The sequence below is a fragment of the Streptomyces sp. NPDC048516 genome, from assembly GCF_043199875.1.
Classification (GTDB): Bacteria; Actinomycetota; Actinomycetes; order Streptomycetales; family Streptomycetaceae; genus Streptomyces.
The window spans coordinates 360,912-372,882 of the sequence record NZ_JBICWS010000009.1; the positions used below are offsets into that span (position 1 = coordinate 360,912).

11 protein-coding genes and 3 pseudogenes are annotated in these 11,971 nt (G+C 69.2%); 8 read left to right on the forward strand and 6 right to left on the reverse strand.

Going from position 1 to position 11,971, the window contains the following annotated elements; translation table 11 throughout:
* Positions 1-78 precede the first annotated feature (78 nt).
* A complete protein-coding gene (locus tag ACGFR7_RS20540) occupies positions 79-633 on the forward strand; it encodes a GNAT family N-acetyltransferase (RefSeq protein ID WP_393320967.1) in 555 nt (184 codons plus the stop codon).
* 102 nt (positions 634-735) lie between these two features.
* On the opposite strand, the gene ACGFR7_RS20545 is transcribed toward ACGFR7_RS20540, so the two are convergent.
* On the reverse strand, positions 736-1,491 hold the full coding sequence (locus tag ACGFR7_RS20545; RefSeq protein ID WP_393320970.1) for a dienelactone hydrolase family protein: 756 nt from the start codon (positions 1,489-1,491) through the stop codon (positions 736-738).
* A gap of 422 nt (positions 1,492-1,913) precedes the next feature.
* Here ACGFR7_RS20545 and ACGFR7_RS20550 point away from each other — a divergent pair, with 422 nt between their 5' ends.
* Positions 1,914-2,348, forward strand: coding sequence for a hypothetical protein (locus ACGFR7_RS20550; protein WP_393320973.1), 435 nt, complete (start codon positions 1,914-1,916; stop codon positions 2,346-2,348).
* Between the two features lie 86 nt (positions 2,349-2,434).
* On the opposite strand, the gene ACGFR7_RS20555 is transcribed toward ACGFR7_RS20550, so the two are convergent.
* Positions 2,435-2,821 (reverse strand): VOC family protein, encoded by a 387-nt coding sequence (locus tag ACGFR7_RS20555; protein ID WP_393320977.1) that lies wholly within the window; start codon positions 2,819-2,821, stop codon positions 2,435-2,437.
* A gap of 63 nt (positions 2,822-2,884) precedes the next feature.
* On the opposite strand from ACGFR7_RS20555, the gene ACGFR7_RS20560 reads away from it, so the two are divergent.
* Positions 2,885-3,850, forward strand: coding sequence for a helix-turn-helix transcriptional regulator (locus ACGFR7_RS20560; protein ID WP_393320980.1), 966 nt, complete (start codon positions 2,885-2,887; stop codon positions 3,848-3,850).
* An 88-nt stretch (positions 3,851-3,938) separates the two neighbouring features.
* On the opposite strand, the gene ACGFR7_RS20565 is transcribed toward ACGFR7_RS20560, so the two are convergent.
* Complete coding sequence (locus tag ACGFR7_RS20565) at positions 3,939-4,469, reverse strand: hypothetical protein (protein ID WP_393320982.1); 531 nt, start codon at positions 4,467-4,469, stop codon at positions 3,939-3,941.
* A 212-nt stretch (positions 4,470-4,681) separates the two neighbouring features.
* Between ACGFR7_RS20565 and ACGFR7_RS20570 the strand changes: the two are divergent.
* Positions 4,682-5,014 (forward strand): annotated as a pseudogene (locus ACGFR7_RS20570) (GNAT family N-acetyltransferase); the annotation flags it as partial.
* Positions 5,015-5,363: 349 nt separating this feature from the next.
* Here ACGFR7_RS20570 and ACGFR7_RS20575 read toward each other — a convergent pair.
* The gene (locus tag ACGFR7_RS20575) at positions 5,364-6,155 is read right to left on the reverse strand and encodes an SDR family NAD(P)-dependent oxidoreductase (protein ID WP_393321031.1); all 792 of its coding nucleotides are present in this window, start codon (positions 6,153-6,155) and stop codon (positions 5,364-5,366) included.
* Between the two features lie 299 nt (positions 6,156-6,454).
* Here ACGFR7_RS20575 and ACGFR7_RS20580 point away from each other — a divergent pair.
* From ACGFR7_RS20580 to ACGFR7_RS20595, 4 genes and pseudogenes are all read left to right on the forward strand, one after another.
* Positions 6,455-6,640: pseudogene (locus ACGFR7_RS20580) on the forward strand (MarR family transcriptional regulator); the annotation flags it as partial.
* A gap of 65 nt (positions 6,641-6,705) precedes the next feature.
* Complete coding sequence (locus ACGFR7_RS20585) at positions 6,706-7,404, forward strand: class I SAM-dependent methyltransferase (protein WP_393320984.1); 699 nt, start codon at positions 6,706-6,708, stop codon at positions 7,402-7,404.
* Positions 7,405-7,563: 159 nt separating this feature from the next.
* Positions 7,564-8,442: an MFS transporter gene (locus ACGFR7_RS20590; RefSeq protein WP_393320987.1), complete on the forward strand. Its 879-nt coding sequence runs from the start codon at positions 7,564-7,566 to the stop codon at positions 8,440-8,442.
* Positions 8,439-8,693: pseudogene (locus ACGFR7_RS20595) on the forward strand (SDR family NAD(P)-dependent oxidoreductase); the annotation flags it as partial. The gene ACGFR7_RS20590 and the pseudogene ACGFR7_RS20595, both read left to right, overlap by 4 nt.
* Positions 8,694-9,116: 423 nt before the next feature.
* Here the strand turns inward: ACGFR7_RS20595 and ACGFR7_RS20600 are convergent.
* Positions 9,117-9,740: a DUF4142 domain-containing protein gene (locus ACGFR7_RS20600; RefSeq protein ID WP_393320990.1), complete on the reverse strand. Its 624-nt coding sequence runs from the start codon at positions 9,738-9,740 to the stop codon at positions 9,117-9,119.
* Positions 9,741-10,208: 468 nt separating this feature from the next.
* Complete coding sequence (locus ACGFR7_RS20605; protein WP_393321033.1) at positions 10,209-11,660, reverse strand: MFS transporter; 1,452 nt, start codon at positions 11,658-11,660, stop codon at positions 10,209-10,211.
* Between the last annotated feature and the right edge of the window lie 311 nt (positions 11,661-11,971).

An 11,971-nucleotide genomic window follows, 5' to 3' on the forward strand; every position in this document is an offset into this window, starting at 1 on the left:
GGCCCCTCCGTTCCGCCCCGGCATTGCCTTTCGCCTCACCCACCTCACTTGTGCTTTCCCATGAGAAGGGACCTTGGAATGACCCCGATCCTGCGTACCGACCGACTGATTCTTGCGCCCTACCGGCCCGAGGACGAGGAGGTCTTCGTCAGGCTGCTCGGTGACGAAGAGGTCTGCCGCTGGATGGGCCAAGACCGCGTACCCGAAGAAGAGATCCGGGCCGTATTCCAAGCGATTCTCAACGAGATCTACGCCAAGAACATGTTCGATGTATGGGCCGTGTGGACCGAGGGTGCCTACGTGGGCCACGCGGAGATCAAGAAAACAGGCAACGTCGACGGCTACGAGATGATCGCCGCACTGGTCAAGGAGAGCCGGGGAAGGGGCGTGGGCAATGAGTTGGTACGCGGTCTGCTGCACTACGCCGCTGACACCCTGCAGCTCAGCGAGGTCTACGGAATGGTGGGCGCCGAAAATGCCGCCAGCCTGGCGCTGGGCAAAAAGCTGGGATTCACCCATGTCCGCGACGTCGTCGCGGACGACGGCACGGTGACGAAGATGCTGGTCCTGCCCACCGGCATCAGCCAGAACCCCGGCACCGGCGCAAGTCCGGCCGCCGTCCCGGTGGGCTGAGCGCCACCCTCCGGTGCGAAGGGTCTGCACACGGACCGGACAAGACGGAGGCCGGAGCGTCGGCCGGCCGGCAGTTGCCCGGCGGCCGGCTCGCTCGTGGTGTCAGAGACGGCGCCCGAAGAGTTCCAGCATGCTGCTCCAGTGGCGTGCGTCCGCCTCGGCGTTGTACGCGGCGGTGTCGGCCTGGGTGTAGCCGTGGTCGGCGCCTTCGTACAGCTCGCTGCGGTAGCGCACACCCGCGGTGTCCAGGGTCTGCTCCAGGCTCTTGATCTGGTCGGCCGGCATCGAGCGGTCGTGGTCGGCGTGGCCGAAGTACAGCTCCGCCGTGATGCGGTCGGCGAGCCGGTGCGGACTGTCCTCGGCGTCGGTGACCAGCCGGCCGGCGTGGAAGGCTGCCGCGGCGCCGATACGGTCGGGACGGGCCGCGGCGGTGCGGACGGCGAGGACCCCGCCCATGCAGTAACCGGCGGTGCCCATGGGGCCGTCGGTGACCTGGGGGGAGGCGGCCAGCCAGTCGAGGTAGGCTCCGGCGTCCCGCATCGCCAGGTCCGGGGTGAGGGTCTGCATCACCGGGAAGAGCTGCTCGAAGATCTCCGGCCGCTGGGAGGGATCGATGAAGTCGGGCAGCTCCACCACCGGGGCGCGTCCGGCGCGGTAGAAGACATTGGGTACCAGCACCGTGTAGCCGTGCCCGGCCAAGCGCCTGGCCATCTCCTCCAGCGCGGGCCGCAGTCCGAAGGCGTCCATGTACAGCAGGACACCAGGGTGCGGCTCGCCGTCGTCGGGGTGGGCCAGATAGGCATCGGCGATGCCGTCCGGAGTGGGGATGTCCAGGGGGCCACCGTGCACGCTCGTCATGTCCACACCTTTCACCGGGTTCCGGGCGACGATCCGCGAGGCGCTGCCCGCCCGCCGGCCGGCGCGCCGGCGGAGACTCCCACAGTAGCCACCCACGAGAGCAGGCGTCCGCCGAGGAGGCCACAGGCCACGCCGTAGGAGACCGCAGGCCACCCAGACCGCGGGCGATGCTTGCGGAGACCTCAGTCACGCTCCTTGAGGAGACCTCATGTCGCGCTCCCGACGGGACACTCCTTCGCCGGAAGCGACAACAGACTCGCTTCCGCGCCGCCGCCCCGCCGCGGTCGATCTGTCAGGAGCCCACCACGGGCGCCCCTCAAGTCTGTGCATGCCCGTACAAGTCCCTTGTGTTTCCTGTGTGTTGGAATCCAGGCATGGCCACTACCTCCCCCGGACCCGTGCCGCTTTCCCGGAACGAGCCCTTGAGCCGGCCGCGAGCCGAGGTCGAACGGCTATGTGACGAGGCGACGCGGCAGAAGGACCTGGCACACCGCAGGGCTGAGTTCTGGGTCAAGGCCGATATCGCTCTGGGCTTTCCCGCGGCTCTCCTCGCCGGCGTCTCCGGAGCCGCGGGTCTGGCATCGGCGGACGCCCGCGTACCTGCGGCGTTGGTTGCTCTGGCCGCGGCGGGGTGCGCGGCGGGCGCCGGCTTCCTCCGGAGCGACAGCAGACGCCTGGCCAACAAACGCGCCCGGCAGGCATGGGCTCTCGTGGAGGCCAGGGCCCGCATGAAGCTGGCACAGGACCGCGTGCTCCCCGACGACCTCGCCGAGGTCCTGGAGAGCCGCCAAGCGGCATTGGCGGCCTATGAAGGGGAAGACCCGCCCGCCCCGACGGCGGCGAACTCACTGCCCTGACAGCGGCGAGCTCACCGCCCAGTCGGGGTGCGCGGTCATGCTCATTCTCATGCTCGTGGGTAGGGGTATGGGTGTGCAGGTCGTTTTCAGACCAGAGTGGAGATGCAGAACGGGTGGCCTGCGGGGTCCAGCAGGACTCGCCACCGGTCGGGATCCGGCTGGAATGCGGGCTCAACGGCCCCCAGGGCGAGCATCCGGGCCTGGGCGGCGTCCAAGTCGTCGACGCCCAGTTCGATGTGGGCCTGCTTTTCCTGGGACGGGTCCGGCCAGGTGGGAGGGCGGTAGTCGGACAGCCGGTTGAACCCCAGTCCGGCCCCGCCCTCCTGGCCGAGCAGGACGAAATGGTCAGTGGAGAAGACGAGGGGCAGACCAAGAGCCTCGCCGTAGAAGCGGGCCAGTTCGGCGGGGTCCGGGCAGTCGAAGGTGACGGCCGCATAGCGGAAGGGGGGCGCGGAGGCGTGTGCCGTACTCATGGAGCAGACGCTATGGCATGACCAGGACACCTTCCGTCCTGGTCATGTGGAACACTCCAGCATGTGATCAGCACATCCGCCCGCCTGCTGCGACTGGTCTCCTTGTTGGCCGCCCGGCCGTCGTGGACCTGCGGTGAACTGGCCGGCCGGATGGCAGTGACCGAACGCACGGTGCGGCGGGACATCGCCAAACTCAGGGAACTCGGCTACGCCGTCGAGTCCGACCCCGGCCCCTGGGGTGGCTACCGCCTCCGGGCCGGAGCGCGGGTTCCCCCGCTGATCCTCGATGACGAAGAGGCACTTGCCGTGGCCGTCGGGATGCGCGAGGCCGCGTTGAGCGGCGCTCTCGGCGGCGACCAGGCCGCGCTGTCGGCTCTGCTGAAACTGCGTCAGGTCCTGCCGCGGCGGATCGCGGACCGGCTGGGCGAGATGGACGCCACCTTTGTCCACACGCCCAGGCCCGACGAGCCGCAGATCTCGGCCGGCATGCTGCTGGAACTGGCGGCCGCATGCCGCCGGGGCGAGCGTGCCCGGCTGTCGTACCGTGACTGGGCAGGGAGGGCCACGGTCCGGGACGTCGACCCGTACCGCCTCGTCCACGCCGAACGCCGGTGGTACTTCGTCGCCCGGGACGTCGCACAAGCCCAGTGGCGGACCTTCCGGGCCGACAGGGTCGACCGACTACAGCCAACCGGGCAACCGGTGGAACTCATCGACCCACCGGACCCGGCGCTGCTCGTCTCCCGTTCCGTCGCGACCGGCCCCTACCCGCTCCAAGCGACCATCCGCCTCCCCCTGCCCATGAACCAGGCTCTGAGGCTGATCCCGTCGTCAGTGGGTACCCACCGTCCCGAGGGCCCCGACGCCACGATCGTCGACATCGGTGGGCCCGACGCGGAAGGCCTCGCCGGGTACCTCCTCAGCCTGGCCACGCCGCTGCACATCCTGTCGCCGGACGCGGTACGGCAAGCCCTGCTCCGCCGTATTCAGGAACTCTTCGATCACAATGCGAACGGTCAGCTCGGATAGCGATGTGGCACGAGATCGAGCACCGAGCCCGGCGACCGGAACAACGCGCTACTGGACGCGCCCTGCTCGAAGAGGCGCCGCCTATCCCTCAGACACCGGCATCCCGTTCGGCCAGCTTCTTGAGGGTCAGCAGCTGCTTGCGCATCATGATGAGATCGCCCCAGGCCAGAAGCCTGCGGCGCAGTCTGCGGGCGAGTGACCCCCCGGCCTCGGCAGCGACCTTCACCACCAGGCGGCAGCCCTCTCCGAGCGGGGTCAGGGTGTAGCTCACCGCCATCTGGCCGTGCCGTTCGGCGAGCGGGGCCGGCAGCACGCCGGTGATGTGGTTCCCGGTCTCGAAGCCCGCGATCTCGAACACGAGGAAGGGCTGTCCCAGGGCCAGTTCCGGCAGGTCCTGGACCAGTGTGCGCGGACTTTTCCGTCCGCGGAAGTCGATCCAGTCGTAGCTGTACGGCGCGAGGGTCAGCTGCCGCAGCCAACGGAAGACGAGGCCGGGCGGCGCCGCCACGTCCACGGCCCGGACCCACCCCTCGGCAGGCACCGCCACCAGAGGATCACAGGGATAGCGCGCTTCCTGCTCCGTAGAGGCGGCGCCCCAGACCTTCCCGGTCAAGTCCATGCCACGACCCTATGTGACGCTCCCGCCGCCACTCACCGGCGGTCCTGGCGCCCGACCGCCGTCACGGGTCCCAGATCACGGGTCCCAGAGCACGGGCCCCCAGAGCACCGGCCCCAGGAGCACCGGTTCCAAGGTCAGTTTCCGGCAGGGAAGGCCCCGAACCGATCGCGCCGCAGCTCGATGTCCGTTAGACAGGCGCGATGACTGATCCGATGTCCGATCCGTATCCGCTCCGTGCCGTCACCGAGGACGAGTTCTCCGACTGGGCCAGAGCGATCGCCGATACCTATGGCGTCGACCGGTCCGATGAGGAGGTCGCCAACCAGCGCGCCGCGACCGCATTGCAGCGCACCATCGCCGCATTCGACGGGGACACCGCGGTGGGTGGCGCCTCTCTCTACAGTCGGCTGTTGACGGTTCCTGGGGCCACCATGCCGGTGGCAGGAGTCGCCACGGTCGGTGTGACTCCCACTCATCGGCGCCGCGGGATCCTCAACTCGATGATGCGGCGACAACTGACCGATCTGCACGAGCACGGCGCGGAGCCGATCGCCGCGCTGCGTCCCGCCGAGGCCGCGGTCTACGGCCGCTTCGGCTACGGGCCCGCCACGCAGGGCAACCAGCTGCGGTGCGACAAGCGCGGCATGTTCTTCCGTCCTGGAACGGACTTCGGCCACGGGATGGTGCGGCTGATGGACGTCGTTCAGGCTCGCCCTCTTGTGGGCCCGCATTTTCAACCGAACTGGGTGCGGCCTTCCTCGGGGGCACGACACTGGCATCGGTTCTTCCCGGCACCGTCCGATCAACACAACGAGGGCAGGGCATGCCGCGCCCGGGAGCACCCGGGCGCGGCGGCTGATCCTGGCGGTGCGCCGTGGCGGTGCGCCGTGCCGCTCAGCGTTGGTGGCGCTGGGCCTGGGCGATCTGCTGGACGAGGGAGGCGGGCGAAGCCCCGCGCTGGGCGGCAGCGGCCAGGGTGGGGAAGAGCCCGCCGATGGCGCTGCCCAGGCGGAGTTCGAGGGGTGCCACATTGACCTCGGCACGGTTGCGTTCGATCGCCCTGAGGGCGCCGGCCGCGACCTGTTCGGGGCTGACGGTACGTATGCCGGCGGGTGGCGTGGCGCCGGTGTCGGCGAACATCCCCGCATCACGGACGAAGCCGGGTTGTACGAGGGACACGCCCACCCCCGTGCCGTGCAGGTCCTGGCGCAAGGCATGGGCGAAGCCGCGCAGACCGAACTTCGCGGCACTGTAGAGCGAGGTGGACGGGGAGGACGTCCGGCCCGAGATCGAGCCGATCATGACCAGGTGGCCGCGGCCGGCGGCCACCATGTGCGGTGCCAGGAGCCGGGACAGCAGAAGCGGTGCGCGCAGGTTCACATCCAGCGACCGGTCGATCTGCCGGGGGGTGTAGTCGAGCAGAGGGCCGCTGGAGGGCAGGGCGGCGTTGGCGACCAAGATGTCGACGGGGCCTGCCCGTTCGGCGAGATCTTCGACAGCCTCGCGGTTGCTCAGATCCGCGACCAGGGGCCGGGCACCCAAGGACGTTTCGAGTTGCTTGAGCGCATCGGCGCGCCGGCCGGTGACCACAAGGTGGGCACCTCTGGCCGCGAACGCCCGGGCCAGCGCGTTGCCGATGCCTCCGCTGGCGCCGGTCAGCAGAACGGTTGAGCCCTTGATGTTCAGCAAGTCGTCCTCCGTCATCGTTCGTTCGAACGAACAGTACTGGAGGGTAGGGCAATCCGCGAGGCCGTGTGGCAGGCGAACCGACCCGCGCCGACCCGCGCCGACCGCGCCGACCCGCACCGACCTGCGCCGACTCGCGCCGACCCCGAACCTGCGTCGAGTCGGCGCCGACACCGAACGTGATCGTCCAGCCGAGCCTGTCACCAGCTCCTCCACAGAAGGCGGCAAGTGCCGCCAAAGCGGGGCATCAAGGGTGGCCGATTGAGTGGGCGGCGTTCGAAGGGCGATAGAAAGGGGGGATGACCGAGCGTGAGGCCCCTGCGAGGGACGTGGATGATGTGGACGCGGTGACCCGTGCGGTGCTCACGGCGTCGAGACTGCTGGTCGCAGTGTCTGCGCGTTCACTCGCGGAGGTCGAGGAGCGGGTGACGCTGCCGCAGTTCCGGATGCTGGTGGTTCTCTCCACGCGCATCGTGGCGATGGCGATCACGCGAAGGGGCCAGGACGAGTGAGGCTTCCACAGCTCCCCTCGCTGTGTTCCGATGAGGGCATGAGTGGGCGGGTGCGCGAGGGATACCAGGGAACCGGGCCGGGAGCAATCACGCCGGACGGGTGCGCAGTCGAGATGTACGCACGGCTCCCCGTAGGTGACGAGCCGGACATCATCGAACGAGCGGTACCCGCCAAGACTCGCATTCTTGAACTGGGTTCCGGCGTGGGCCGGGTAACGCATCCTCTGGTGGAGCGAGGCTTCACCGTGACGGCCGTCGACGAATCCCGCGAGATGCTGGAACGGGTCAACGGCGCCCTGACGGTCTGCAGTCCCATCGAGGAGCTGGAACTCAACGAGCGCTTCGATGTGGTGTTGCTGGGGTCATTCCTTGTTCACGCCGGTGATCCAGATGTGCGCCGGGGGCTGTTGCGCACCTGTCGACGCCATGTCACCGATGACGGCTGTGTGCTGATCCAGCGAGAGGCCGAGCACATACACGAGAACCTGCCACGGGAGAGGGAATTCGCCGGCGGCCGCGTCCGGGTTGTGCGATCCCAGCCGGTCAGCCCTGGCATGCGGTCCGTCCACATCCACTATCTCTTCCCGGACGCCCAGTGGACCCAGACGTTCCTGTCATGCCCTTTGACCACGGCCGCATTCGAAAGTGTGGTGGCCGAGGCGGGGCTTGCCGTCGACGCCTACCTGACGGGCGACCGCACCTGGGTGCGGGCCTTGCCATCCACCGGTCAACCGTAGTGTGCCGGCCGGCGGAGCACGGGCATGCCCTGGGCGGGCCCCGTCGTCCGGCCACGCCACGATGAGCGCCGCCCCGACCTCCCCGACCCGGCCCCGCCGAAACCTGTAGGGGCGCCGGCCGCTCGACGAAGCGTGAACTGCCCACGTAACTCGACAGGATTGAGACATCCGGTTCATCGTGGTGCGCGGCAATCACGCCGATGGCCGGCACTGACCGGCGCCCGCACCATCGGTCAGATCAGCGGCCCCGCACTCGGCGGCGTGCTGGTCGGTCTCGTCGTCGGAGCCGCCCCCGCCCTCCTGGTGGACAGTGCAGCCTACGCGGTGGAGGCGATGCTGCTGTTCGCGCTTCCGACGGCCCTCAATGTCCCGGCTGACCAACCAGGCCCGTCCTCACGCTCCCGTCTGGACGCGACCCGCGAGGGACTGACGGTGATCCGCCGGGAGAGACTGCTGCGCCGTCAGGCGTTGGCCGCCGCCGGGCTCAACCTGGGGGGTGGGGCAGGCGGCGCGCTCTTCGTGCTCTGTGCGACCCGCGATCTCGGGCTGCCGTCCTGGCAGTTGGGAACGGTGTACGCCACGTTCACGGTGGCCACCAGTGCCGGTGTCCTCCTGGCCACACAGGTGGCCAGGACCATCGGGCTGGGCCGCGCCACGCAGTACTGTGCGCTGGGCGCGGCGGCTGCGCTCTTCCTGATCCCGGCCGCGTCACTGGGCTGCGCCTTTCCCGTTCTCATCGCATATGAGCTCGCATTCGGTTCGATGGCCACCGTATGGAGCATCGCCATGACGACCGGACGGCAACTGGTCACCCCAGCTCATCTGAGAGGCAGGGTGAACGCCTTCCTCCAGGCAGTCCTCACCGGCACGATGCCGATCGGCGCATTGGTGGGCGGAGGCCTGGCGGCACGGTTCGGGATCGTGCCGGTGCTGGTCGGGGTTGCGGTGGTGGCGCTCATGGCGTCGCCGAGCCTGTGGTTCCCGCCAGATCTTCACGCCTCCGTCGACCGGGCAGCCGCTGAGAAGGAGTCGGTGTGAGCCAACGCAACAGCCCATCCTCAGGACCGGGCAGGGTCCTGATCACCGGGGCCAGCAGCGGCATAGGTCAGGCCACCGCGCGCCAACTCGCGGCAGGGGGACATGATCTGGTGCTCATCGCCCGCCGCGCCGAGCGCCTGCGGTCGCTGGCCGGTGAGCTCTCGGACCGTCACGGCATCCATGCAACGGCGTTGCCGTGGGACCTTTCCCGCACCTGCCAACTGGGTGCCGCGGTCGAGGAGGTCCTCTCCGGCGCGCCGGGAGGTTCTGACGAGCCGCCGCTCCGGGCGGCGATCCTGGCTGCTGGGCATGGCCGCGGGCACGGAGAGCTGACGGCCTTCCTCCGTTCCCTGGCCCGAGAACAGCGGGCCGTCGGGGGCTGCCGGATCTCGCTGCTGTCACCCGGCTCGCCCAACACGGAGTTCGCGTCGGTACTGTCTGGATCGGACACGCCCCGCGTTCACGACGTGGCCGATCGGCCCTATCACCCTTTGCTGGCCCGCGATGTGGCCGCGGCAGTGGAGTGGATTCTGAGCCGGCCACCGCATGTGCGGATCCCGGAGATCCAACTTGATCCGACCGAGGCCGCTACTGACGGCCGCTCCAGCGGAGCGTACGGATCACGGCTGGAGCGCTGGAGCGCTGACGCGATGGAGCGCCACCTGGCGGCTTGCTCACTTGGGAATGGTCGAGGCGACGTCATCGAGGGTGGAGTCCTTGACCAGACCGGTGTCTTCCAAGACGTCCATGTGGTCCTGAACGGTGTTGTTGGTCTGGGTTGCCAGCCGCCGTATCAGGGTGTTCTTGGTGGCCGCCCGGACCTCACCGATGGTGATGAAGATCTTGCCGTGAGAGGCCCGCAACAGGTCTACGAAAAGCTGGTCGAATTCACGGCCCTGGGCGTCCTTGAGCTGATTGAGCCAGCCCTGCTGTTCGGGGGTGGCCTGGTCGGGGATCGGCACGTTCAGGGCGTCGGAGTCCTCACGGGCCAGCTGGTCGAGTTTGCTGTGCCCTTCGAGCAGATGCATGCCGGCGCGTTTGATGGCTTCGCTCGAGGCATGCGTCTGCGCGAGCCGTCCGGCCGGCATCTCCCACAACCCGGCCTGCCGGACCTTGGTGAGGAACGTCTTGTCCAGCGCCGTGACCGCCCCAGTATTTCCCGACTGAGGGGCTGCCGGGCCCGCCTCTGCTGCCGGGAGGTGGGCGGAGACCGGTTCGTCGGCGGAGCTGTTTCGCTGGGCGAGCCACACGGATACGGTGGCGATGACCGCTATGAGGGCGACGGTGATGGTGATCACCCGGCCACGGCTGGATGACTGCCTGGGATTTCGCGCATGAGACTTCATCATGCCTCCTGGAGTGCGCGACAATTCGCTTACGAGCGCTGTGGCGCAACGGACTGCTGGGGCATGAGCCACGCTAATCTTTGCACGAGGCAAAGGAACCGATTCAGCGATGATGCGCAAAAGCGGTTGACGCCCGATACCCATCGGCTAGGATCCCGCCTTCGTCTCGCCGCTCGTCAACCGCGTACCGCCGGCAGGATGCCGAATCGGTGGGGCCTGGCACTTACGACGTCTTCAGACCGGCCCCGGGCGCCATGTCCTACCGAGCACCAAGTGCGGACCACCAAGTGCGTACCACCAAGTGCGGACCACCGGGTGCCGACCATCAAGTGCGTACCACCGGGTGCGGACCACCAAGTGCCGACCACCGGGAGCCGGCCACCGGGAGCCGACCACCAAGTGCCGGCCACCGAGTACCGACTATCGACGCATCCAGGCGTGCCGCTTGCTCCTCTGGGCCCTTCCGGGCTTCGCAGGCACGCACCGCCACGCGAACCCCGCGGCGGTCAGGTAGGCGAGCGCGCCGAGGGTCATGCTCAGGCGTGTTCCCGCGTTGTAGTCGGTGGCGGTGGCGAGCAAGGTGCCGCCGAGAGCTACGCCGATGGCACTGCCGATCTGGCGGGTGGTGTTGAACAACGCGGAGGCGGTCCCCGAGTACGCCTCGGGCGCGGCGCCCATCACGGTGGAGGTCGAGCCGGTGAGGGCGAAGGAGGTGCCGAAGCCTGCGGCCATCATCGGGAGCACCAGAAGGGGGTAGGCCGGGGCGGCTCCGGCCGCGGCCCAGCCCGCCAGCCCCAGGGCAGCCAGGAGCATGCCGCAGACCACCAGCGGGCGGTCGCCGGTGGTGCGGGTCAGCCGCCCGGACAGGACGGACGCGAACATGGTCATCGCCACGGCGGGGAAGAGGGCCGCTCCGGTGCCGAGGGCGCTGTAGCCGCGCTGGTGCTGGAAATCCAGGCTGGCGGTGAACACCATGCCGTAGAAGCCGAAGTTGAACAGCAGGCCGATCAGGGCTCCGCCGCTCATCGCACGTGACCGCAGCAGGCGAGGTGGCAGGGCGGGAGCCCGGGCCAGCCGCTCGCGCGTCACCAGTGCCGCGACCGCCGTGGCGGACAGGGCCAGCCCCGCGAGAACGGCCGGATCGGACCAGCCCCGACGCCCGGCCTCGTTGAGGGCGGCCGTCAGCAGCGCCACTGTCGCCACGACCAGGCATTGCGCAGGCCAGTCCAGAACCCGCCCGGCGCGCCGGGGCGAGGCCGCCACATGCCGCAGCGTCAGCACCAGGCAGGCCAGGCCGACGGGCAGATTGATGAGGAACACCCATCGCCAGCCCGCGGTGGAGACCAGCAGTCCACCCAGCAACGGCCCGGCGGACGCCGCGATGCCCGCCATCGACCCCCACAGCCCGAAGGCCCGTGAGCGTGTGGCGGCTGCCGGGTAGGACTGCTGGAGCAGAGCCAGGGAACCGGGCACGATCAGCGCCGCGCCGAGTCCTTCCACCAGCCGGGCGGCAATCAGGAACGGGGCGCTCGGCGCGAGCGCGCACGCGGCCGAGGACGCGGTGAACACGACCACGCCCGTGCAGAAGACCCGTCGGTTCCCCAGCCGGTCGCCCAGCGCTCCGCCGGTCAGCAGGAACCCGGCGAAGACCAGGGTGTATCCGTCCGTGATCCACTGGATGCCGGTGAGTGAGGCCGACAGCTCCCGGCCCACCACAGGCACGGCGACGTTGATGATCGTCACGTCCAGGATCACCATGAAATACCCGGCGCACACCGCCAGCAGCGGCGCCAAGGACTGCCGCCCGGACTCCGCGGGCCGCTCCGGGGCAGACTCGGACCCACCGCCGTCGGCTGCCGCCGCGCACATCATGTCGACCACTCCATCCCGCCTGAGGGGGAATTGCCCGAGATGAACCGTAAGGCGCGCGGGGCGCCTGTTGCGGGATCCGACCTGACGCGGACGGTTTCCGGCCCGGTACACGGGCGGCCGAGCGGGTCCGGTCGCCGGCTCGCCACGCTGCCGAAGGCGCTCTACGAGGCCGCGACCGCCTGACGCGTGAGCGGTGAGGGGATGGACGGCCCTCTAAGAGGTCGTTTCATCCTGTTGTTTCATCCCGTGATGCGGTCTTTATTGTGCTGTGGGGTCGCGCCAGGAGATGGTGTTCTCGCCGGTGAGGCGGC